This window comes from Arcicella rosea (assembly GCF_040543805.1).
GTDB classification, from domain to species: Bacteria; Bacteroidota; Bacteroidia; order Cytophagales; family Spirosomataceae; genus Arcicella; species Arcicella rosea.
In genome coordinates this window covers 116,069-139,884 of record NZ_JBEUMS010000001.1, presented here as the reverse complement: position 1 = coordinate 139,884, position 23,816 = coordinate 116,069, and the positions used below count along the sequence as shown (strand labels likewise).

Annotated in this window: 25 protein-coding genes; 12 read left to right on the top strand and 13 right to left on the bottom strand. The window is 34.6% G+C overall.

Translation table 11 applies throughout. The features are described from left to right. Positions 1–36: 36 nt before the first annotated feature. The 6 genes from ABID42_RS00630 to ABID42_RS00605 all read left to right on the top strand — a co-directional run bounded on the left by ABID42_RS00630 (position 37) and on the right by ABID42_RS00605 (position 6,267). Positions 37–885 carry a leucine-rich repeat domain-containing protein gene (locus tag ABID42_RS00630; protein ID WP_367282033.1) on the top strand — a complete coding sequence of 283 codons (849 nt, stop codon included), beginning with the start codon at positions 37–39 and terminating at the stop codon, positions 883–885. 815 nt (positions 886–1,700) lie between these two features. Further along, the gene (locus tag ABID42_RS00625) at positions 1,701–1,922 is read left to right on the top strand and encodes a hypothetical protein (protein ID WP_367282032.1); all 222 of its coding nucleotides are present in this window, start codon (positions 1,701–1,703) and stop codon (positions 1,920–1,922) included. Next, positions 1,922–2,371, top strand: coding sequence for a regulatory protein RecX (locus ABID42_RS00620; RefSeq protein ID WP_367282031.1), 450 nt, complete (start codon positions 1,922–1,924; stop codon positions 2,369–2,371). The genes ABID42_RS00625 and ABID42_RS00620 overlap by 1 nt, the downstream gene beginning before the upstream one ends. A 328-nt stretch (positions 2,372–2,699) precedes the next feature. After that, positions 2,700–3,710, top strand: coding sequence for a glycosyltransferase family 2 protein (locus ABID42_RS00615; protein WP_367282030.1), 1,011 nt, complete (start codon positions 2,700–2,702; stop codon positions 3,708–3,710). 266 nt (positions 3,711–3,976) lie between these two features. Beyond that, the gene (locus ABID42_RS00610) at positions 3,977–5,155 is read left to right on the top strand and encodes a pyridoxal phosphate-dependent aminotransferase (RefSeq protein ID WP_367282029.1); all 1,179 of its coding nucleotides are present in this window, start codon (positions 3,977–3,979) and stop codon (positions 5,153–5,155) included. Positions 5,156–5,418: 263 nt separating this feature from the next. Then, the gene (locus tag ABID42_RS00605; protein ID WP_367282028.1) at positions 5,419–6,267 is read left to right on the top strand and encodes a prephenate dehydrogenase; all 849 of its coding nucleotides are present in this window, start codon (positions 5,419–5,421) and stop codon (positions 6,265–6,267) included. Positions 6,268–6,324: 57 nt separating this feature from the next. Here the strand turns inward: ABID42_RS00605 and ABID42_RS00600 are convergent, their stop codons facing one another. Continuing rightward, entirely contained in the window at positions 6,325–6,489 is a 165-nt protein-coding gene (locus tag ABID42_RS00600) for a hypothetical protein (protein WP_367282027.1), read from the bottom strand. 181 nt (positions 6,490–6,670) lie between these two features. Between ABID42_RS00600 and ABID42_RS00595 the strand changes: the two genes are divergently transcribed. Both ABID42_RS00595 and ABID42_RS00590 read left to right on the top strand, forming a co-directional pair. After that, the gene (locus tag ABID42_RS00595; protein WP_367282026.1) at positions 6,671–7,459 is read left to right on the top strand and encodes a hypothetical protein; all 789 of its coding nucleotides are present in this window, start codon (positions 6,671–6,673) and stop codon (positions 7,457–7,459) included. A 113-nt stretch (positions 7,460–7,572) separates the two neighbouring features. Beyond that, entirely contained in the window at positions 7,573–8,010 is a 438-nt protein-coding gene (locus ABID42_RS00590) for a GNAT family N-acetyltransferase (RefSeq protein ID WP_367282025.1), read from the top strand. A gap of 159 nt (positions 8,011–8,169) precedes the next feature. Here ABID42_RS00590 and ABID42_RS00585 read toward each other — a convergent pair whose 3' ends face one another. Both ABID42_RS00585 and ABID42_RS00580 read right to left on the bottom strand, forming a co-directional pair. Beyond that, the gene (locus ABID42_RS00585) at positions 8,170–9,120 is read right to left on the bottom strand and encodes a glycosyltransferase (protein ID WP_323254661.1); all 951 of its coding nucleotides are present in this window, start codon (positions 9,118–9,120) and stop codon (positions 8,170–8,172) included. Between the two features lie 42 nt (positions 9,121–9,162). Next, positions 9,163–9,882, bottom strand: a complete 720-nt coding sequence (locus tag ABID42_RS00580; RefSeq protein WP_367282024.1) for a tRNA1(Val) (adenine(37)-N6)-methyltransferase — start codon at positions 9,880–9,882, stop codon at positions 9,163–9,165. 112 nt (positions 9,883–9,994) lie between these two features. Between ABID42_RS00580 and ABID42_RS00575 the strand changes: the two genes are divergently transcribed. Together ABID42_RS00575 and ABID42_RS00570 are read left to right on the top strand one after the other, a co-directional pair. Next, positions 9,995–10,954, top strand: a complete 960-nt coding sequence (locus ABID42_RS00575) for an alpha/beta hydrolase (protein WP_367282023.1) — start codon at positions 9,995–9,997, stop codon at positions 10,952–10,954. Between the two features lie 184 nt (positions 10,955–11,138). Further along, entirely contained in the window at positions 11,139–12,248 is a 1,110-nt protein-coding gene (locus tag ABID42_RS00570) for an acyltransferase family protein (protein WP_367282022.1), read from the top strand. 135 nt (positions 12,249–12,383) lie between these two features. Here the strand turns inward: ABID42_RS00570 and ABID42_RS00565 are convergent, their stop codons facing one another. From ABID42_RS00565 to ABID42_RS00520, 10 genes are all read right to left on the bottom strand, one after another. Then, positions 12,384–12,686 (bottom strand): isoamylase early set domain-containing protein, encoded by a 303-nt coding sequence (locus tag ABID42_RS00565; RefSeq protein ID WP_184133698.1) that lies wholly within the window; start codon positions 12,684–12,686, stop codon positions 12,384–12,386. Between the two features lie 229 nt (positions 12,687–12,915). Beyond that, positions 12,916–13,752 (bottom strand): energy transducer TonB, encoded by an 837-nt coding sequence (locus ABID42_RS00560; RefSeq protein ID WP_367282021.1) that lies wholly within the window; start codon positions 13,750–13,752, stop codon positions 12,916–12,918. A gap of 87 nt (positions 13,753–13,839) precedes the next feature. After that, the gene (locus ABID42_RS00555) at positions 13,840–15,360 is read right to left on the bottom strand and encodes a TonB family protein (RefSeq protein WP_367282020.1); all 1,521 of its coding nucleotides are present in this window, start codon (positions 15,358–15,360) and stop codon (positions 13,840–13,842) included. Between the two features lie 56 nt (positions 15,361–15,416). Beyond that, positions 15,417–15,920: an ExbD/TolR family protein gene (locus ABID42_RS00550; protein WP_367282019.1), complete on the bottom strand. Its 504-nt coding sequence runs from the start codon at positions 15,918–15,920 to the stop codon at positions 15,417–15,419. 211 nt (positions 15,921–16,131) lie between these two features. After that, positions 16,132–16,515, bottom strand: a complete 384-nt coding sequence (locus tag ABID42_RS00545; RefSeq protein WP_323254678.1) for a BlaI/MecI/CopY family transcriptional regulator — start codon at positions 16,513–16,515, stop codon at positions 16,132–16,134. Between the two features lie 143 nt (positions 16,516–16,658). Further along, entirely contained in the window at positions 16,659–17,747 is a 1,089-nt protein-coding gene (locus ABID42_RS00540) for an MBL fold metallo-hydrolase (RefSeq protein ID WP_367282018.1), read from the bottom strand. A 142-nt stretch (positions 17,748–17,889) separates the two neighbouring features. Next, the gene (locus ABID42_RS00535) at positions 17,890–19,605 is read right to left on the bottom strand and encodes a DNA polymerase III subunit gamma/tau (RefSeq protein ID WP_367282017.1); all 1,716 of its coding nucleotides are present in this window, start codon (positions 19,603–19,605) and stop codon (positions 17,890–17,892) included. A 129-nt stretch (positions 19,606–19,734) separates the two neighbouring features. Next, positions 19,735–20,322, bottom strand: coding sequence for a porin family protein (locus tag ABID42_RS00530; protein WP_367282016.1), 588 nt, complete (start codon positions 20,320–20,322; stop codon positions 19,735–19,737). Positions 20,323–20,381: 59 nt separating this feature from the next. Beyond that, a complete protein-coding gene (locus ABID42_RS00525) occupies positions 20,382–21,161 on the bottom strand; it encodes an RMD1 family protein (RefSeq protein ID WP_323328385.1) in 780 nt (259 codons plus the stop codon). Positions 21,162–21,226: 65 nt separating this feature from the next. Continuing rightward, positions 21,227–22,498, bottom strand: coding sequence for a glutamate-5-semialdehyde dehydrogenase (locus ABID42_RS00520; RefSeq protein WP_367282015.1), 1,272 nt, complete (start codon positions 22,496–22,498; stop codon positions 21,227–21,229). 100 nt (positions 22,499–22,598) lie between these two features. Here ABID42_RS00520 and ABID42_RS00515 point away from each other — a divergent pair, with 100 nt between their 5' ends. Together ABID42_RS00515 and ABID42_RS00510 are read left to right on the top strand one after the other, a co-directional pair. Then, positions 22,599–23,021 carry a (4Fe-4S)-binding protein gene (locus tag ABID42_RS00515; protein ID WP_367282014.1) on the top strand — a complete coding sequence of 141 codons (423 nt, stop codon included), beginning with the start codon at positions 22,599–22,601 and terminating at the stop codon, positions 23,019–23,021. A gap of 95 nt (positions 23,022–23,116) precedes the next feature. Beyond that, a complete protein-coding gene (locus tag ABID42_RS00510) occupies positions 23,117–23,809 on the top strand; it encodes a pirin family protein (RefSeq protein ID WP_367282013.1) in 693 nt (230 codons plus the stop codon). Positions 23,810–23,816 lie beyond the last annotated feature (7 nt).

Here is a 23,816-nt window from a genome sequence, read left to right as displayed (position 1 = left end):
TAAATATAATCTCGAATCAAATAAAATCTGAAATTAATGAACGCAAATCAAATAATTGAACAAGCAAAATTGAACAATTCCAAGGAAATTAATCTTTCTGGACTTGGCTTGACTTTTATTCCCGATACTGTTTTTGATTTAAAAGACGTTGAAACTCTTAAGTTAATGAACAACAGAATAACTCAACTGCCTGAAAGAATAATTGAACTAAAAAAGTTGAAAAATCTATACCTTTTCAATAACCAAATCAGGCAAATTTCTGAAAACTTATTAATTGAAATGCCTTACATTGACAACTTTGATTTGGGTGGTAATCCATTTGATTATCATGCAACAATCCTTTTCTATCATCAAAATAATAAGTGGTATGGGTACGAGAAGTCTATTAAAAAAATAAATGAATTTATACATACAGACAAAAACAGCGAACGGTATAAACTCATTGGAAATAAGTACTTTTTTTATTATAATACGATTAGGACATTTCCAATAGAAATATTTGACTTGACAGAATTAGAATCTCTTTCGTTTCACGGAAAAGAAATTACGACTATTCCAGTTGGGCTTAACAAACTTATCAATTTAAAAAGTCTTAATCTATCGGGAAATAAACTAAAATCATTACCTAACGATATTATCGAATTAAAAAACCTTGAAGAAATTGTGTTGGATGACAATAATTTTGAAATATTCCCCAATTTTTTATTTGAATTACCTAAAATAAAAAAAATATTTATTAGCAAAAACAAACTAAAATCGTTTGACACAAATATTTTTAAACACCCGACACTAACGAGTTTTAATGCCCTTGATAATCCTTTTGACGACTTTGATGCAAACCTATTCAATTATGACTTTGATATATTAAAGCTGAATTATGTTTGATGAAAAAAGAGCAGTTGCTCCTCCGACTGGTTTTAGGCTCTCCTAAGACCAAAAACAAAGAAGAGCATCACGCTCGAATTTTGTTAGAATAGTTGAAATTATGAGTAAAGACACACAATGGCAAAAGACCTTTTCACTTAGAGAAAAGTAAGAAAATAAAAGAGTACACCAATTCATTGATTAAGCCTACAATAATCCTGAAAGGATTACAGGGTTATAGGAAAAAGGGAAATGATGTGAGTGTATGACCCCTTCGGGGTCGAATAATGTTTATCGGCATTGGAATTATCTATAAACATTTAAATCCTTTGGATTTATCCTTTCCGTAGCTGTTTTCCGACCGAGAGATTAAGCTTCCCGACTAAGGGATTTTGCTTCCCGACTAAGGGATTTTGCTTCCCGACCGAGGGATTTTGCTTCCCGACTGAGAGATTAAACTTCCTGAATGAGGGATTTTGCTTCCTGACTAAGGGATTTTGCTTCCCGACTTAGAGATTAAGCTTCCTGACTGAGGGATTAAGCTTCCTGACTGAGAGATTTTGTAACCCGACTGAGAGATTTTGTAACCCGACTAAGAGATTAAGCTTCCCTACTGAGGGATTTTGTAACCCGACTGAGGGATTTTGCTTCCCGACTGAGAGATTTTGCAACCCGTCCAAGAAATGTACTATTTCCATTCTCCTAATTGGTTTCTAACTAGTCAGGGAATGAATAGTGGTTCAAATATTTTCAACATATACCTGAAATTTATAGTTGATAATAAAAACATTTAAAAGCTATCCACGAAATTTGTAGGAACGCATAAAAATTCTAAGATGAAAAATATCGCATATATATTATTGGCTGTGGCTGGTTTGATGCTCTTGGCGGTTTTAGTTTGGGCTTTAACAAGTCTTTTTGATTTTGGGTTGAATGAAAAGACAATCATGATGGTACTTTTTGGCGGTATCGCTGGTGTAGGATTAATCAGCAGAGTAATTTATGTGGCGAAAGATTCTTTTGGCAAAGAAAAGAAAGTAAAAAATAGGAGAAAATAATGAACAGAGAAGTACTTGTGAAAGCCGCTAACTTTTGTGCATATCAAGAACGCACGCAGCAAGAAGTACGAAAAAGACTTGCTGAATTGGAGGTTGAAGGCGATGAGGCGGAGGAGATGATTGTTTGGCTGATTGAGAATAATTACCTCAACGAGGAACGTTTCGCCAGAATTTTTGCAGGCAGTAAATACCGTCAGAAACGTTGGGGAAGATTAAAAATTCGGCAAGAATTAAAAATGCGTGGTGTGTCTGAATACTGTTTAAAAGCAGGAATGAGTGAAATTGACGACGAAGATTATCTCCAAACATTAACAGACCTTCTTGAAAAAAAAGCGAAAGAAATCAAAGAAAGTAATCCATTAAAACGCAAACAAAAACTATTAAGTTATGCACTCAGTAAAGGTTTTGAATCGGATTTGGTGTTTGATTTGATGAAAAATCTTTCGTGAAGAAATATCTTTTTTGAAAAAATAATCTTCTTTAGTTCATTAATATTAAAATCAATATTAACTTCAACTCCGTGATTAAACAAAAGAAGTTCTATATTCTTAGTATCTACATGATTAGAAAACTTCCAAATTAAAGTCATATCAAAGTGCCTGACATCAGGAAATTACAATAGACATGCGTTTAGTAATGAAGTAATTACCACAATTACTTTCAAGCAAGCTCTGCTCAAAAATTACTTTATTGTCTCTGTTTATACCACTATGAAACGAGAGATAATGAAATCACAATTCATTTTAAATCATACATACACTTAATACAGTTTTTTCGATGAGTAGTAATTTAAAAAAGAAAGTAGATGTAAGCGTATGCTTATATGGTAAACCCTATCACACGATTTTAGCCATTAAAAGTTTGCTCAAGTACAGTAGAGAACACATTAATAAAATCTATGTTACGGTAGAAAAAAATCAACCACAAAAGGATTCTAATGGAATGTACCTATTGAAGCAAGTGCTGAAAGATGAGCCAATCGTATATTTCAAACCTAAATACTTTTATAATTTGGGAGAACTAGATTTTGAGAGAACTCGGAATGACGCTAAGTATCGCTACCAAATTCCTTATCAATATGCCTTTGAACAGTCTGATCAAGAGTATGTATTAGTAATTCATAACGATTGCCTTTTTCACGACGATGCTGTGGGTAAAATGTTAGATACTTTTGCTAAAGGACCTGAGAAACTGGCAGGAACAGGAGCGATTGGTCAATGTTGGGTATGTCCAGCTGCGTTTGAGAACAAATGTAAGTCTAGCACTTTCGACCAATACAAGCCTACAAAGAGTGAATTAATTGAAATGATGAATCGTCATGATATTCCAAGGAGGGAAGTAACAATGCGATTAATCAATGAAGATAAAATTCATCCACTTCCAGAATGTCGTTTAAATGAACATGCCGCTTTAATTAGTACATCCATTTATCGTGAAAGCTCATTACCCAAAGGTAATAATGTTACTTTTGCCGCAGGCTGGGGCGGAAATGATTGGGGAACGGTTTGGTTTCATCAGATGGTAAATCAAGGTTATATTTTTAAACATCATAGACTTGAAGATTTTGCCACACATTCGCCTTTCAATTCATTAGGCAATGGAATCAGTGCCTATTCAAATGCAGATATTTATTGGAATTCAGAAGAATTAGCCAAAAAACATTTGTTAGAAAACTATAATGTTTCTTTAACACCGAAGCCAAAGACAAAAGTGCTTTCAGCCATTAATACCGTTAAAGTAAGTACTAAAAGAGTATTGGTAAAAACGATTAATCGTTTTAGGAATTGATGAATATTAAAAAATGAGCGATTAAGTTTTACCATTTTTTCAATTCCCAAAACAAATTCTTGTCAAAATAAAAAATTCACATTACCTTTGAAGCCATGAATAATTCAGCGAACACATACCGTACTTATTATTACTACTACGCACAGTAGCAGTCGGTTGTGTTTTGACTAATCTTTTTGAAAATCAAAAAATACATATACACAAACCGACTTGAAAAAGTCGGTTTTTTTTGTGCCTTCTTCCAAGTACGATAAGGCTTTTAACCAATGAATGTAAAACCAGCTTCCCGAATGGATTTGGTTCAGGAGTATTACTTCTCGACCAAGCTAAAACAAATCGCAGCGATGCGTGCTTCAGGTATTGATGTGTTGAATCTGGGTATCGGTAGTCCCGATTTACCGCCTTCTGCTGAAACTATTTCAGCTTTGGCAACAGCAGCAGAAAACCCTAAAAACCATGCCTATCAAAGCTATGTAGGTATTCCTGCCTTGCGTGAAGGTTTTGCGAAATTCTATCAAAATGCCTACGGAGTAAGTTTAAATCCTGTGGATGAAGTATTGCCTTTGATTGGTTCAAAAGAAGGAGTAATGCACATTTCGATGGCATATTTGGAAGCTGGCGACGAAGTTTTAGTGCCAAATCCGGGTTATCCAACCTATCGTGCGGCTTCTTTATTGACAGGTGCTACGGTGGTTGATTATGACCTTTCGGAAGAAAATGGTTGGCTGCCTGATTTGAAAAAATTGGCTGAAAAAGATTTATCTAAAGTAAAATTGATGTGGGTAAATTATCCACACATGCCAACTGGGGCAAAAGCTAATAAAGCTTTTTTTGAAGAATTAAGAGATTTTGCTTTAGCCAATAATATCTTAATTGTAAACGATAATCCTTATAGTTTTATCTTGAACGATGATCCAGAAAGTGCTTTAGCCGTAGAAGGAATGAAAGAAGTTGCTTTAGAACTCAATTCATTGTCGAAATCACATAATATGGCTGGTTGGCGTTTGGGTGTTTTGGTTGGAAAAGCCGAGTTTATCAATCCTGTTTTACGTTTTAAATCAAACATGGATTCTGGGATGTTTTTACCATTGCAAATGGCGGCGGTGAAGGCTTTAGAAAATCCTTCGTCTTGGTTTGATGAATTGAATGCTGTATATCGTGAACGTCAGCAGAAGGTTTTTGAAATGATGGATTTGTTAAACTGTCAATACGATAAAAATCAATCTGGAATGTTTGTTTGGGCTAAAATTCCAGCCAATTATCAAACAGGGTTTGAATTATCGGATGAGATTCTTGAGAAGTCAGGTGTTTTCATTACTCCTGGTGGAATCTTTGGCTCGGCTGGAGATGGCTATATTCGTACTTCTTTGTGTGCTGAAGTATCAGTTTTTGAGCAGGCGATTGGGAGGATTGTTAGCTCTTTAGCTTTGAGTGGTGAGCTTTGAGACTATAAGACTTTAGGACTTTAAGATTGTAGAAGAACCAAGAGTCAAGATGCAAGATACAAGACTTGGGATTTTAGGACTTTAAGATTGAAGGATATAAGACTTTAGGATTTTGAGATATAAGATGTAAGAAGTAGTAGAGAAATTACTTGAAAGCTTTTAGAATAAAAGATAATAAAAAAGAATTTTAAAAATAAAGGCTCAAAGCCGACAGCTCAAGGCTCATTGCTCAAAGCTTAAAGCTCAAAGCCAAATACAAAATTATGATTATTTCAGTAGTTGGACTTGGGCTTATTGGTGGTTCGATGGCTTTGAGTTTAAAAGAAAATGGTTTTGCCGATACTGTTATTGGTGTCGATAACAAAACCGAACATATTATTAAGGCTTTAGAATTAAAGCTTATCGACCGAGTGGCTCTTTTGCAAGATGCCGTAAAACAATCGGACATTATTATTTTGGCTGTGCCAGTAGATGCTTTGTTGACTTTATTGCCAGAAGTATTGAATCAGATTACAGAAAACCAAATAGTAATTGAAGTTGGTTCTACTAAAAAGGCAGTCATTGAAGCGGTGAAAAATCATCCGAACAGAGGTAATTTCGTGGCTACTCACCCAATGGCTGGAACGGAATTTTCAGGTCCAGAAGCAGCGATTAGGCATCTTTTTGATGGCAAAAACTGTGTACTTTGTGATATTGAAGATTCAAAACCTGAATTGGTAGAGTTAATCAAGAAAATGTATGTGGAAGGTTTGAAAATGAGAATTACTTATTTAGATTCTGTCGCTCACGATATTCATACGGCTTATATTTCACATATTTCACATATTTGTTCGTTCGCTTTGGCTTCAACTGTTTTGGCGAAAGAGAAAGATGAAGAAAGTATTTTCAATTTGGCAAGTACAGGTTTTGAATCAACGGTTCGTTTGGCAAAATCTAGTCCAGAAACATGGATTCCGATTTTCCGACAAAATCAAGAAAATATCATCGACGTGCTTGATTCTTATATTACTACTTTGTTGACTTTCAAAGGATTAATGATTTCAGGGAGTTATGATAAATTTGGAGAGTATCTTACACAAGCCAATGATATTAAGCGAATTTTGAATAAGTAATTGTTCCTCAATCATAAAAAAGACTTTCCAAATTAAATTCGGAAAGTCTTTTTTGTTTTAGAAAGAAAATAATCTTGCGTCGTTTCCGATTTCAATCTTTGTTTTATTCTTTTTCTTATTCCACGGAGCAGTCGTACTCATGCCCATTTGTATGGCTAAACCTGCCATCAACAAAGTGAAAATGATAAAAACCCAGCGAAATATTTTTTGATTCTTGTTCATGATTCGTTAAAATTAATTCAAAATAGAACGATGACACAAAGATAATAACATATTGACAAAGGATAAGTTTAGTGGAATGATGGATTCTAAGACAAAACTGATTATTTTGCAAATGTTTTAAATAACTAAGCTTAAATCAAGCTTTTAACTGCCTTTATCGCACATCATAACCCGAAAAACCATGAAAAATAAGTTGAAATATTTTTTGTTTATCATTGCTCTTACTATCTTTTTTTGCTGTTCTAGTCCCGCTACCAAATACGAAAATACTGTTGATGAAAGTAAAACTTGTTCGATGATTTTTATTGATAAATCTGTCAGTGTTGATCCCAACAAACAATTTATCTATGAAAAATACACTAAGATTATCAATCAGTTAATCGACGAAAATATTAAAACCAAAGGGGATAAAATAGAAGTATATTTTATCCATGAAAATACGGCAAAAGCCAAAGTAGCAGCCTTGGTTGCTCGTTCTGAAATGGAAATTGCTGAGGGAGCAAGTGCTACGGATGCCGAAGCGCAAAAGACTGAATTTGAAATGGACATCAGTAAAGAACGTAGCATTTTCAAGAAAGTAGTGATTAATCACTTAACGTCACTCAATCCTTCTTCAAGTAAAAACAGTACTGATGTTTTAGCCGCTTTGCCTTTGATTGACCATGAAATTGGTAAAGGTTTTACGGTAAAAGCCTATTTCCTTTCAGATATGGTTGAAAGTATGAAAGGGGCTAACCGTCGTGATTTTCATCAAGCCCCTCCTGTAGATGATGCTTCGGCTGTTGGTTGGGCAAGAGAAGATGCCGCACGTTTGCAAGCAACTTTACCTAATATTAGCATGGCTCAAATCTTTATTGCCAAACCTTTTGAACCAACGGCTTCCAGAAAAATCAATAATCCAGCCATTTCAACATATTGGCAACGTCTCTTTTCAGAATTAGGCGTGTCTGGAGAAGTAACGGAATTGTAGGTTGTTAGCAATGAGAATTGAGCTACAAGCTTTGAGTAATTCAAGACTCTGGTTAATAACTTAAATCATAAAACAAGCTCAAAGCTCATTGCTCTAGGCTTAAAGCTAAAAAAATGCTTATCGCCAAAATACCCAATACAGCCCAAGAATGGGAACAATATTATGATTTACGCTTTACAGTCTTGCGTGAACCGTGGCATCAGAAAAAAGGAAGTGAAGTATTGCCCGACGAAGACCAAGCGCATCATGTAATGGCGGTTGATGCTGAAACAGATGAATTGTTAGGTGTTGCTCGCTTACAAATGAATTCGGCTACACAAGGTCAAGTACGCTGTGTGGCAGTAGCCAACAATGCACAAGGAAAAGGAGTAGGGAAGTTTTTGATGAAATATTTAGAAGACTTAGGGAAGGAAAAAGGCTTAGAAGAAATCATTCTTGATGCCCGCATCAATGCTCTTGAATTTTATAAAGCGATAGGCTATGAAATCTATGCAGAATCCTATTTGCTTTTCGGCGAAATTCCTCATTGGAAAATGAAAAAACAATTGTAAAATGGGATGGAATCTCGTTTTTTTGTTTAAGACGCATCTTGTAAATACTAATAAAATACGTATTCAAATCACTAGGAACGGGTTTAAACCCGTTCCTAGTGATTTGAATATGTATTTTTGGAAAAAAGATTTAACCGTTCTGATGATAATAATATCCCACTACACCTTCTCCCGAATCTGATAATCTGTAGTCTTCTCTGAATTTCTGGTCATTAATTCGCCAATAAAACCTGCTACAAATAATTGTACCCCTATAATAATGGCTACCAAAGCCATAAAGAAAAGTGGATTGTCGGTTACGTTTCTGAATTTTATATGGTTAGCGATGGCGTAAATTTTATCGCCAATTAGGTAAATCGTAATAAAGCTTCCAATCAAGAAAAACAAAATCCCAAAACCACCAAAAAGGTGCATCGGTCTTTTACCAAACTTCTGTACGAAAGTAATAGAAAGTAAATCTAAGAAACCGTACAAAAAGCGTTCAATTCCAAACTTGGTTGTACCGTACTTTCTGGCTTGGTGTTGTACTACTTTCTCACCAATTTTATCGTAGCCATTCCATTTTGCCTGCACAGGAATATAGCGGTGCATTTCGCCATAAAGCGTGATAGATTTAATTACTTCGTTTTTATAAGCTTTCAGTCCGCAGTTAAAATCATTCAAATGCACGCCCGACATCGAGCGAGTTGCCGCATTATATAATTTAGTAGGAATGGTTTTAGTGATTGGGTCGAAGCGTTTTTGTTTCCAGCCCGATACCAAATCATAATTATCTTCCGTAATCATGCGGTATAATTCAGGAATTTCTTCTGGACTATCTTGTAAATCGGCGTCCATCGTAATCACAACTTTACCTCTTGCTTCTTTAAAACCTACGTGCAAAGCGGCAGATTTTCCGTAATTTCTGCTAAAAGAAATACCTTTTACAAAAGTATTTTTGCTGGATAAATCCTTCACCACTTGCCAAGATTTATCACGACTACCATCGTTTACAAAGATTACTTCGTAGCTGTAATGATGGGTTTTCATTACTTTTTCTATCCAAGAGCAAAGTTCGGGCAGTGATTCTTCTTCGTTGTAAAGGGGAATGATAACAGAAATATCTAACATGATGTGATGATATATTTACGAGATGAAATCCCGTTGTACGGCTTAAAAAATTAAATAATACTCTTTCAAAAGAGTTGAAAATTGTGCTGTATAACTTTCATCAAGATTTCGGATGATTAATTCCTCTTGAATCGTTTCTTTTTCAGTAAGTCCAAAGGTCGTAATAATTCTTAATATTTTCGACCCATTTCTATGTCTTATCAGTAATTTTTTGTGTGGATAAAGTCCTTCTTGCAAAGCCAGATTTTCTAATACTGTACTTTCATAAGCAGGAAGTAAAACGACAAAACGACCATCAGCCGACAATAATTTGATTACCGAAGTCAGTAAATCTTCAAAAGAAAGCGTATCCGTGTGTAAAGCCTTATTTCTTTTTTCCTGTTCGGATTTTAAATGATTCTGGAAAAAAGGAGGATTACTGACAATTAACTCAAAATACAAATCTTTATTGTTTTCTGCAAAATCCTGAATACTTTGATGAAAAACTGTGATTTGCTCTTTGAAAATGCTATTTTGAATATTCTCCACCGCTTGTTGATAAGCATTGTCGTCTAATTCAACGGCTGAAAATTGTGCTTTAGAGCGTTGCGCTAACATCATCGCAATTAAGCCAGTGCCAGTGCCAATATCCAAAACTTTTGTAGCGTTTTCAAGTGCAGTATAAGCTCCCAAAATACAAGCATCGGTGGTTACTTTCATCGCCGTTTGGTCTTGTCGCACCAAGAATTGCTTAAATTGAAAACCGTTTATACTTTTTGACATTAGATTTTTGGGATAATTTGCATCTTTGAAGAAAATCAAAATTACAACAAATTAGGCTTTGATATAAATGCTTTGGTTTGTTATTGACGTTTAGCCATCAAAAAACAATATTATGAAAAACACCATCTTTATTTTACTTGCTTTTTTCTGTTCATCATTTCATCAGCTCGTAGCACAATCTCAAGAAGAAAATATCGTCTTAAAACAAGCCAAAGGCGTTTTGGATGGAACATTATTAATACCAAAAAGTACTAAAAAAGTACCAGTCGTATTAATTGTGGCAGGTTCTGGTCCGACAGACCGCAACGGGAATAGTTCTTTGAGTGTAACGGCAAAATCGTATCAACTTTTGGCAGAAGGTTTGGCAAATAAGGGAATTGCTTCTTTGCGTTACGACAAAAGAGGCGTAGGAAAAAGTGCGTCTTCGATGATGAAAGAAAGTGATTTGACTTTTGAAACTTATATTCAAGACGTTCAGCAGTGGATTGATACGTTGAAAAAGAGTAATCGTTTTTCGAAAATTACCGTTTTAGGACATTCAGAAGGCTCATTATTGGGAATGGTTGCGATTCAAAAATCGCCTGTAGATGGCTATATTTCTTTGGCTGGGCCAGCTCGTGGCATTGATGAAATTATTATTGAACAAATGGCACAGCAACCTTTGCCTGATTCTGCAAAGAATGAAGTAAAGAAAAACTTTGAAAGATTAAAAAAAGGAGAGACGTTTTCAAAAATTATGCAGAATATGTCGGTATATATGATTTTTCGTCCAAGTATTCAACCTTATATGATTTCGTGGTTGAAGTACGTGCCTACGGAAGAAATCAAAAAAGTAAAGGCAAAAACACTTATTATTCAAGGAACGACGGATATTCAAGTGAATGAAAACGAAGGGAAATTGTTAGCTAAAGCCCAACCAAAAGCAAAATTAATCTTAATTAATGGCATGAATCATGTGTTGAAAAATGCGCCAATCGACAGAGCAGAGAATATAAAAACTTATACTAATCCAGATTTACCAATTGCAAAAGGCATGGTAGAGGCTGTTGTAGAATTTGTTGATAGCTTGTAAATTGGAGCTATTAGTTTTGAGCTATCAGCAGTGAGCTTTGAGCTTTGAGTTATCAGTTTTTTATTAATAATTATTGAAAGATACTTCTCAGCTAAAATCTTAAGTCTCATCGCTCACAACTCATATCTCAAAGCTCAAAGCTCAATGCTCACAGCTCATAGCTCAAAACTCACAGCTAAAAAAAATGAAACAACGCTTACTTTCTTTAGATGTATTTCGTGGGATGACCGTCGCCATGATGATTCTGGTCAATAATCCAGGCGATTGGGGACATATTTATGCACCGCTCGAACACGCCGAATGGAATGGCTGTACTCCTACGGATTTAGTCTTTCCCTTTTTCCTTTTTATCGTAGGCGTTTCTATTTCATTTGCTTTTCAAGGAAAAGTAGCAGACCGCAAAACGATTTTAAAGATTATAGAAAGAAGTATTAAGCTTTTTGCTTTGGGTATTTTCCTTTCCCTTTTTCCTAAATTTGATTTTTCAGTTGTTAGAATCCCCGGCGTTTTGCAAAGAATTGCTATTGTTTTTTTAGTAAGTTCTATCGTTTTCCTGACGACAAAACAACGTACTCAACAAATCATTTTTGCTTCACTTTTAATTGGCTATTGGTTACTGATGACTTTCGTGCCAGTTCCTGATGCTGGCGCTGCGAATCTTGAACCAGAACATAATTTAGGGGCATTTTTAGATAGATTGTTACTTGGAACAGCGCATTTATACAAAGCGGTAAAAGTTTGGGATCCAGAAGGTATTCTAAGTACTTTACCCGCTATTGCTAATGGTTTGGCGGGTGTTTTAGTAGGTACTTGGTTGCAAAGAAGCGATAAAAACATCACAGAAAGACTAATGTACATTTATTTGTACGGAAGTATCGCTTTGGCATTGGCTTGGTTTTGGGATGCCGCAGGTTTTCCAATCAATAAATCTTTGTGGACAAGTTCTTATTCTCTTTGGACGATTGGTTTGGCGATGTTTTTCTTAGCAGGTTTTTATTGGTTGATAGATGTAAAAGGATACAAATTTTGGACAAAACCATTTGTAGTTTATGGCGTAAATGCCATTACGGTTTTCTTTTTATCAGGTTTAATCCCAAGAGTGATGAACATGATAAAAATTGCTTTGCCCGATGGCGAAAAAGTAAGTTCCATTACTTGGTTGTATAAATCGTTTATTGTTCCTTTTTTCACTGAGCCAAAGAATGCTTCTTTGGCAGGAGCAATCACTTTTGTACTGATTTGGTTGGGAATTTTGTGGATAATGTACGAGAAGAAAATGATAGTAAAAGTATAAAAGAAGCGACGGATAGGAAATGAATTTGGGCTTTAGATTACATTAATCGACTTCCCTAATTTCAGTACAAAAGTGTTTGATAATATCAGAAAAGGCGATTGAAGAAAGCTAAGCTTTTTTCAATCGCCTTTTAAATTAAAGTACTACAACAGAGTTTTCATCGTAAGAAACACCCGTTGGAACAAATTTATCTGCTTCTTCATCATTTAACCAAATATCGTTATCAACTAAATAACGGAAAGCAAACTCTTTTCCAACTTCTAATTCAACTGAAGCTTTGAAAGTACCATCTTTTTGTTTTTTCAAAGCTGTAGGATTCCATTCGTTAAAATCACCTAATAAACTTACTTTTTTTGCACCATTTACTGTTTCAGCAGGAAGCGCAAAAGTTACTTTACATACTGGTTTACTTTTTGAATACTGTTTCGTTAAAGCCATAATCGTAATTGGGTTTTAAGATTAATATTTTTATTTTATAAATAATTCTAGTGAATGTTTTTGATTATTCTCTTAATCAAAGTTAACACAAATATTCAAAAAAATATTTTATAATATCCTAACAACCAAATGATTAAATTAAAATAAAATTGAAATAATTATATTTTAACAATACTTTTTACTAAAACAAATTTTATTTTCTTATACTATTTGAGTATTTGCACTCAGATTATTGGTCGAGTTGAAAAACGATAGGTAAAGTAAATTTTACGGATACATTTCTACCAGACTGTTTACCAGGATTCCAACGGGGCATTAACTTAATTACTCTTTGTGCTTCTTCGTCGCACCCAAAGCCCAAACCTTTCAAAATATCAATACTTGAAATATTTCCATCTTTACCAACTACAAATTGTACATATACTTTTCCACCAATACCAACTTCAGAAGCATTTCGTGGATAACGTAAGTTTTTTTGAAGAAATTTAGCCAAAGCAGCATTTCCACCAGCAAATTCTGGCATTGTTTCAACCGATAGGAATGTTTTTTCTTCTTCAACTTTTATTTCAACTGGTGCAGAGCCTTCACCTGTTTTAAATTTATCAGGGTCATCCACTGGAATCTCACCAATTTCTCCTTCTTGTGTCACTGAACTAATCTGAGCATCTGTATTATTAAGTACATCTTGGTCTGGTGGTAATTCAGTTGCTTTATCGTCTTCTACAATTTCAGGTTCGTTAAAGGCAATTGTTTTATGTACTATAACTTCCTCTTGCGGTGGCGGAGGTGTTACTTCTGGTTCTACAGGTATATCTTTGGGCGGTTCTGGAATTTTATAATCTTCTAAATTTATCGTTATTCCTATTTTATCTTCATGCTTAATATTAGCTAAAATCATAGGTGCGCCAATTGCCAAGCAAAATAAACCAATGCCTCCTAATAAGGCGATTTTGATTACTCTTTGATAATCGGTTCGCAAAATATAAGCACCATAAGCTTTGTTGCGGTTTTGGAAAACGATGTCTTCCAAAGTATCGTCTTCGTGTACTACTGTTTGATTTTCCATGATTGTTTGTGTTTGGATGTTAAACTAATTTTTTAGTTGATTTGATTTTAAAAAAACCTCAATCTTAGTTGAGGTTTTTTAAGAGAATTACTTTTTCTTGGAAGTGATAATAATAACGCCGTTTTTAGCTTTTTCGCCATACTTTTCTAAGGAACTTTTATCTTTCAAAACATCAATTCTTTCAATAGTATCTGGATTGTGTAAATCTAAGTTTTCCTTTGAAATTTCTTTACCATCTAGGATAAAAAGAGGACTTACTTTTTCATCTAATACAAATTTGATAGGTATTGTAAATCTACTATTTACTTTTTGTCCCTGATGTACACCAGCTTCCCATTTTGGGATACTTTTTAAAACTCTAATGGCTTCTTCATCCATACCATAACCAGCGCCTGAAAGTACTTCGAAGTTAGAAGTACTACCATCTTTATTGACGATAAACTGTATATAAACTTTACCTGATGCAAATACCTTTTGAGCAGCTTCTGGATATTTTAAATTGGTCTGAAGATACTTAGCAAAAGCTTCCATTCCACCAGGGAATTCAGCCTGTTGGTCAACTGCATTAAATACATTAGTGGAGTCCCTTTTTAAATCTTTGGCTAAAGCTGGACTAATAATGAGTGCTTCGGATAAATCTATAGCATCATTAATTTCTGGTAATATCTCTTTCTTGATTTTTGTTTGATGTGGGAACATATCAATGTTTTGTGCTACAACTTGTTGGCTACCCTCATTAATACTATCTTCTATCTTAGAAATTGATTTACTCGCTAAAGTAGCCGAAGAAACTACAATCATCGTCATAAATAAAGGAGCTGTTAAGCCATATTTTAATAATGCGGTTTGGGTTGAACGTTGTTTTTGTAACATATCTATTCTTAATTTTAGGAGTGATTTATTGAAAAAATTATTCGTTAATGGAATAGCTTGTACTCCAAATTGTTCTTGAAAAAGTAACATGGCATAGTCTGCTTTTGATGCTTCGTGTCGGCTTGCTACTTCGTCAGCAATAAATTCATGAATTTGTTTGATAGAACTTTTGTAGAGATAAACAATAGGATTAAACCAATTGAAAATCGCAATTAACTCAAAAAGCATAATATCAGCAGAATGCAATTGACGAATATGTACAAATTCATGTTTCATAATCGTTGAACGATTTTTCAATTCTTTACTAACAAACACCATATTGAAAAATGAAAAAGCTCTTTGATTTTTTTCTCCTGAAACCTTTTTCTTCATCATTTTACCCAAATAGGCTAAATTCCCACCAAAACGACAAACTCCAAAAATAATCCCAACGATATACGCAAACGCAAACATATCACCTACCGTTAAGTTTCCTTTGGTGGCACTTTGGGCTGTCACATAAAAAGTTTCTGGCGAATAGAAGGTACTAAACGTTTGTGATACTTGCTCAGTAACAAACCAACTACGCACCCATTCTGATTGCATCAGAGGTATGAAAAAAGCCAAAGCAGCCGATGCTACCAAGTAGCCTCGATTAAGATTGAAAAAAGTTTCTGTTCGCAATAACAATCGATAGAAACCATAAAAAAGTATTAAATACAAATTAACTTGGAGGAGGTAGCTTAGCCAATTCATAGTGTCGTAAATTTGGTTTTCGGATAGCTTAATAAAAGAAAAAGGGATACTCGTAATTATTTAATACTCAGTAGTTTTTCGTCGTCTGATGTGATATTAACGATGGCATAACGTCTATTATTAGTGATTTTCATTTCATCTAATAAATCAATCATATTTCGATATTTTGCCTTATCTGTAGATTTGATGACCACCGTAAAATTGTCACCAATTCTACGTTTATAATCAAATAATACTTTTCTGATGCCGTTGTCAGAGAAATCGGTACTATTCACTTTCGAGTTACATTCCAATCCTTGATAGTAGAAAACTTTATTTTGGTCATCTAATACAACATTCAGTGATTCTGAACAACGCACTGGTGAAGTTTGACCAAGGTCATCTTTATCAGGCATATTTAGTTGCAAAATGACAGGTTTAGCTAGGGTAGTGGTAAGCATGAAAAAAGTAATGAGTAGAAAACCTAAATCTACCATTGGTGTCATGTCTATCTTGGTTGATAATTTATGACTTCTCTTTTTTGAACCATTGTTTTTGTCGGATGCAGATATTTCAGCCATGATGTTTTTGTTTTTGATTGAATTTTGCTTTAAAACTAAATACTAAGAAGTAATCAGTATTTAGCTTTATTGATATTTCAAGAAAATAGGTTAAAGGTGTAGAAAGTTACTTCGTCAACAGTAATAGAACATTGTTAAATGTTAAGGGTTGAATAGGTTATTGGCTATGTAATATTTTTACTAAAATCAGAGCTTACAGCCTAAAGCTTTACTATTTCTCTTCTTCTTTCATTTTATTAATCATGTTCAAAATTTCGTCAGCATCTTTTACGTCGATTTTTCCTTTTTTAGAGAAGAATGAGAAAAGACTTGAGAATGAATTTTCAAAATAACCTTCTACCAATTTTTCAGTAGCGAAAGAACTATAACTTTCTTTGCTGATTATCGGGAAGTATTCATGCGATTTTCCATAAGAATTGTGGCTAACAAATCCTTTTTCTTGTAAAATTCTGATAATTGTCGAAACCGTATTATAAGCAGGTTTTGGTTCAGGTAATTCATCCAAAACATCCTTGACAAAACCTTTTTCTATTTGCCAAAGTACTTGCATAATTTGTTCTTCAGCTTTGGTTAGTTCTCTTTCTACTGCTTGCATTTTTTCTTTAAATTTTATTTAAGTTTGATACCCTTGTGAATTCTTGGTTAAATATAAAACTAATATTTTAGTTTACAAACTATTTTTTTAGTTTTTGAAATTATTTTTTGAAAAAGCATAAAAAAAGCGATGTTCCCACCGCTTTAGACTAAAAGTTGTTCGCCTACTTTCAATATTTTTAAGGATTGATTGATTTTTCCTTCTTTTTCTAATTGTCTTAAAATTTGTTCAGGTTCAGAAAGTGGCTCATCGGCTTGGTCGAAAGTGCCGTAATGAAAAGGAATCATTACTTTAGCGTTGGTTTCATTAAAGGCTTGCACAGCGTGTTCGGGGTCTTGATGATTGGGCGACATAAACCAACGTGGCGAATAAGCACCAGCGCCAATCATGGCGACATCAATATTTGAAAACAAAGTGGCTACTTCTTTAAAATGACTGCCATAGCCCGAATCTCCGCCGAAGTAAATGGTTTTATCTTTACTCTTTAATACAAACGCTCCCCAAAGTCTTTCGTTGGCATCGCCCAAAGAACGATTTGACCAATGTCTTGAAGGCAAAAAGTAAATAGATAAATCATCTTTGGTTTGATATTGTTGATACCAACCAGCTTCTTGGATTTCGTTATTGGGAATCCATTTTCGAAGTAATGGTATCATTTTCAAACCTGTCAGGAAAATTGCTTTTGGGTTTTGACTTTGTAATAATTTCAAACTGTCTTTATCGCAATGGTCGTAATGAGCATGAGAAACCAGAATATAATCAAGATTTTGGAGTTTTTCAGGCGAAATCGGTAATTCAGAATGGCGTTTTGTGGCAGGAATTTTCCCTAGAACAGGATCAATTAAAATTTGTTTTCCATTCAAACGAATAAAAAATGTTGCATGACCCAACCAAACAATCATGTCTTTGGTTTCAGTTAAGAAAGCATCGTTTTTTATTACTTCTAATTGCCAAGTATCTTCTTTTTTGAATTGTTTCTGAGGATTTTTGGTCGTCATCAATTTAAAAACAGTGCCAAATTTATGAATAAAAGGAAATTCATGATTCATAAAACGACCATCTTGGTCAACCGGTGTACCTTCCCAAGTATCCAGAATGGTTTTTAAATCGGGATTATTCGTGCGAGTTTTAATCATTTGCGTTTTTCCAGCTTGGGTAAAAAGAATACCCCCGCTAGATTTTGACACCGTAGCGAGGGTAAGTATTTTATGAATGAAGTTCCTTCTTTTCATCAGATAAAGAATTGTTTCTAAGTAAGTTGCTTTGCCGACGCTAGTGTCTTCACGAGCGATTCTAAGGCAGTAACGTGGTTGCGTGTGTAGACACACGCAACGGCACAAGAACTCAAGGCTCATAACTCACAGCTTCTAGCTATCAATAATCATAATCCAAACCCAATACATTTCTCAATTCATTAAGTGCAGGGTTTTTCTCTGCCAAAAATCTAAACTTATCAGCTTGGGTATAAATCAGCGTTTTGTTTTCAACTTCAGCCACCACTACTTCTAAATGGATGGTTGAATTTTGTAAAACTTGTCTGAGATGATTAAGAATTTCTGTTCTTAAAGTAGTCGTTAATAAATCTACTTGAATATCATTATCTACTTCTAAATGAATTGTCGTTCCTTTTAATGTAAATGGTCTATTCAAGATTACATATTCACTAAAACGTTCTTTTTCTTCTAAATGTTTTATTTGTTGGTTCCAAACAGTTTGTAATTCCTCCAGCGTAAATGCTTTATTTTGTTGAACTGTAGCTTTTGGCGTAACGATATTCTGTAATTCTTGAGCTTGAGTAACTGGTTTTCCAAGTGTTGAAGTACTTCTTAATTTGCCAATTTGTGGATTGCTGATTGGGATTTGGGGAATATTCACTGAAGTATTGTCCGAACTTACATTTGTAATTTCGTGTATCTTCGTGTCGTTTTCCTTAGTCCCTAAATCCTTTCCCAAGCCATCGCCCTCCGTTGCTGGTAAGTTGGCTAAATTCAATACTTTAGAAATATTAGCTAATTTCAATAAGCAAATTTCTACGTGTAATTTCTGATTTTTGGCTGCTTTATAATTCAAATCGCAAGCAGAACCAATACTTAAAGCAGAAGCTAAAAAAGAATATGGTGCATTGGCTGATTGCGTTAAATATTTTGCTTGAACAGATTCAGAAACTTGCAATAGCCTGACCGTGACGGGGTCTTTGCAAACCAGAAGATTTCGGAAATGTTCTAATAAGCCAACAATAAATTGATGTCCATCGAAACCTTTTTTCAAGATTTCATCGAATAATAAAAGCGATTCTGAAATATTAGCATTTACCAAAGCGTCTGTCATTCTGAAATAATAATCATAATCTAGAATGTGTAAATTATCCAGTACTTCCGAGTATCTAAGAATATTATCTTTAGAAAAAGTAACATTCAAATCAAACATTGAAAGAGCATCTCTTAAACCACCATCGGCTTTTTGAGCAATCAATTCAAGCGCATCGTTATCCGCTTCAATACCTTCTTGCGTAGCGATTCTTGATAAATGCTGAGTCATGTCTTGAATTTGAATTCTATTGAAATCAAAAATCTGACAGCGAGAAAGAATCGTCGGTAAAATTTTATGCTTTTCGGTAGTGGCTAAAATGAAAATTGCATAAGAAGGCGGTTCTTCCAAAGTTTTCAAAAAGGCATTGAAAGCACTTGTTGAAAGCATGTGAACCTCATCAATTATATAAATTTTGTATTTTCCTGATTGCGGAGGATAACGTACTTGGTCAATCAAACTACGAATATCATCAACCGAATTGTTTGAAGCAGCATCCAATTCGTGAATATTAAACGAAGCATTATTCTGAAAAGAACGGCAAGATTCGCATTCTCCACAAGCTTCGGCTTCTTCGCTAAGATTCTGACAGTTAATAGTTTTTGCTAAAATTCTGGCACAAGTAGTTTTTCCAACACCACGAGGACCACAAAACAAAAAAGCTTGCGCTAGATGATTGGTACGAATAGCATTTTTGAGCGTTGTAGTGATATGCGACTGACCAACGACGGAATCAAATAATTGCGGGCGATATTTTCGGGCTGAAACGACAAAGTTTTCCATACACAAATGTAGGTACAAGTGTACGATTTGGCAAATCAAGATGAGGCGATAATACTTTTATTATTGAAGGTTAGTAATTTGAAAGTCCAGTATAATTTGCTAGGAACCATCACTGAAATTTGTGAAAATTTATCTTTCACCAACAAGTTTTGTCAAAGAAAATCCCCAAACTTTATTGCTGATTTTGATATAACCATTATCTGTTGTGTTAGCAGTGCCATAGGTATAATTGACGCTTACTCTTAATCCTTCTATAACTTCATAGCCAGCGATTAGATTTACACCCATATCAAAACGATTCGCTTTTCCCGTCCCGAAATCATAATCACTACTTTTTCCTTGGATTACACCTTTGCCATTGATAGCATGAGCAGCATAAATTCCACCACCAAGTGTAAAATCTCTGGTTACTTCATAAAGTAAGTTTACAGGTATCTCAATATAGTTAACAGTGAACTTACTACTTAAAGCTTGGCTTTCATAGCCTTTTTGAGAGAAAAGCAAATTGAGTTGAAGAAGCGTTCTTTCTGTTAATCTGCTTTCTAATAATACACCAGCATGAAAAGAAGTAAGTGCATCTGGCGTAACTGTTACTCCACCTGAAGTGATGGAAACATTAGCTAGATTCACTCCACCTTTTAAACCAAAGCGTGTTTGTGCTTTTGAAGGGAAAGTGAAAAAAGTTAAGCTTAGAACGATCAGGATAGTTTTTTGCATTTGTGTAAGTATTAATTGGGTGTTTATAAATATGGTTAGGATTTTTATTAAACGGTAATTCACTCAAAAAATTTCTTTACCAAAATATCAAAAACTTCTATCAAAATCAGGATAATGACTACCCATTCCAGACGAGTACTTTCTCGGTTTTGAAGTAAATCTGTAAAAAGTTTGAGGTTTTCTTGAACGATTTTTAATTTATAATCAATGTCTTGATAACGCATTTTTAAATCGAGGTTTCGCTTCAAACCTTTGTCGATGCGTTCTAAATGTTCGTTTTCCCACACAACATCTGGGGCATCAAAAATGTAAAGATTATCAATAATGGAATTTTTGATGTTGAGTGTTCGACCGATAAATTTTAGTAAATCTTTCTTAGAATGACTAAAAGTACCTGTTTGTTCGAGTTCGTCTGTGAATTTTTGGGAATCTTGAAAAATCTCTAAAGTCAGGAATTCATAATAGTCTAAAGAAACAGATTGACCGATGTTCAACATGACGATTCTGATAGAATCTTCTGTGATTTCGGGAATGGTAATAGAATTATAGCGAAGAATAAGTGCCGTTTGGGCATCTGTTTGAAGGTCAAAATTTTCTTCAAATTTGGTTGTTACAAGGTCTTCTGCAAAGGTTTTCACGAATTTCAGAAAAGCACTTTTTTCTAAATCATTAAATCCGCCAAAAACTACTACGCCATAACTCAGCAAATAGCAGTATTTGTTTTCTTCTTGCTTGTAAAAAAGTTCAGAATTATTGAAAAGCAGCGGTTCGTTGGTGTATTCGTTTCTGAACTTTTTTAAGTTGATGACTTCTGATACTTGGTAGGCTTCAATTTTCATAATCATAGCGGGACGAATCGCTCCGTCCCTTTATTTATTTTCTTTGAAATGCCACTGTTGGAATATTATCTAATTTGTCCGTCGCCACTAATTAGCCACTTTTCAGTCACTAATTTTTCTAAAGCAAAAGGTCCACGAGCGTGAAGTTTTTGCGTAGAAATTCCAATTTCAGCCCCTAAACCAAACTGTCCGCCATCCGTAAATCTGGTAGAAGCATTGGTATAAACCGCTGCAGCATCTACTTCAGTAATGAACTTTTCGGCTAGCTCATCATTGGTCGTAATGATGGCTTCTGAGTGACGAGTAGAGTGTTTACGAATATGTTCTAAAGCACCATCCGTATTTTTTACGGTTTTGATAGAGCATTTGAAATCAGTAAATTCTTTGCCAAAATCATCTTCCTGCGCTTTTTGTAAGTACGGATATTGATGTTGAGATAGTACTTCAAAAGATAATTCATCGGCAAAAATCTCTACTTCCGCTTTGGCAAAATCTTCGATGATTAAAGGTAAAAATGTTTCAGCAATGGCTTCGTCAACGATAATCGTTTCTAAAGAATTACAAACTGATGGTCTTGAAATTTTGGCGTTTGCTACAATCGTTTTTGCTTTCTGTAAATCTGCCGAAGTTTCTACATAAGTATGACAAACACCTGCGCCAGTTTCAATAGTTGGTACTAAAGAATGAGTACGCACAAACTGAATCAAAGAAGCTGAACCACGAGGAATAATTAAATCGACAAAACGGGTTGCTGTCAATAATTCTTTCACCAATTCACGGTCGGTTGGCAATAAAGTAATACAAGCAGTACTTACTCCAAACTCCTTTAACACTTGGTGAATTAAACTTACCAAATAAGAGTTCGTGTCAAAAGCATCCGAACCGCCACGCAAAACCACAGCGTTTCCAGAACGAATACACAAAGCCGTGACATCAACTGTTACATTTGGTCGAGCCTCATAAATAACGCCGATAACACCCATCGGAACGGCTACTTTTTTGATTTTTAAACCGTTATCTAATGTTTTTTCTAATAAAATTGCTCCAGAGGGGTCGGGGAGTACCGCTATTTCTCTAATACTTTCTGCTAAAGCTTCAATACGATTTTCGTTTAATACTAAACGGTCGTACTTGGGGTCAGATAAATCCATACGGACTAAATCTTTCAAGTTCTCAGCGATGATTTGAGTTTTGTTTTCTAACAAAACCACTGCCAAACGTTCTAGGACGGCTTTTTTCTTTTCGTCCGTCAAACGTCTCATTTCTGCCGATGCTGCGTGCGTTTCCTCTAAAAGTGGAATGATTGTTTTTGGAAGTGTTAACGTTTCAAGTTCCATTGTTGTTCTGATTAACAAAATACAGTGTAAAGTTCGGAAAGATTTATTAGAATGTATTCAGATTTTTTGTAATATCGTTTGAACAAAGCGCAATAAATTCATGGAAATCAAGAAGAAATATAGCAACGGAGAAGTAACTGTAGTTTGGCAACCTTCAAAATGTATTCATTCAGCCATTTGCTTTAAAAATCTTCCTACTGTTTTTAATCCTAAAAAACGTCCTTGGATAACCTTGGAACAGGAGGAAACGAAAAACATTGTTGAACAAGTAAAAGCTTGTCCTTCAGGTGCCTTGAGCTATTTTATGAATGATGAAAATAACCAAGAAAGCCAAGTTTTAGAAAATACGGTGGTAGAAGTATTAGCGAATGGACCATTATTGATTTATGGAAATTTGAAAGTAAAAGATAAAGACGGCAATGAAACAATGAAAAGTCAGACGACGGCTTTTTGTAGATGTGGCGCTTCAAAAAATAAACCATATTGCGATGGTTCACATGTAAAAATCGCTTTTGAAGGATAGCGTTCGCTATCTTTTTTATTTTCTGGAGAAAGTATAAAGCAATAATTTTTCAAAATCATTGTATTCTACATAAACAGATAAAATTATCAGGAATCATGCTAGAGCAAAATGAAGCTAGAATCTATCTTGCCGAAAAAAGAGGAGTTACTTTTGGTAAAACTTTCAAAAGACTTCATACTTTCAATGATGAGCAATATTTTGAAGAAAGTAGAGTTCCTTTTGGTGCTTTAAAAATATTCAATGAAGAAGTATTAGCAGCAGGCGAGCATTTAATGTTGACGCTGAAAGAAAGGACAACATTAATATTGTTACCAATTGTAGGCGGATTAGCAGTTAGTTTTGATAATAACGAAGCAGAGTATGTGGTTGCTAGTCAGGTAGTTATTTTTTCAGGAGAAGCTGGAGATACTTATGAAATAGCAAATCCTTATAGCGAAGAAACTATCAGTTTTTTGCAGACACAACTAAAAGAGGAGGGAAGTAAAGGAAGAAGCTTTAGCATCAATGAGTTGAATCTTGAAAAAAAGAATCAGCTAATCTCACTTGATTCAAACGAAAATTACTTTTTTATTGGGCAATATGAAGGCAGAGCAGAAGGTTTTTACAACTTGAAAAATTCTAAAAATGGCTTGTTTGCATTCATCATTGAAGGAGCGTTTGAAGTTCAGAATAGACTTTTAGAAACCAAAGATGCTTTAGCTTTATGGTATTTTACTGATGATTCGAATATAGAATTTGAAGCACTTTCTAATGGAGCAATCATATTATTGGCTGAGATTAAAATTTAATGTTTCA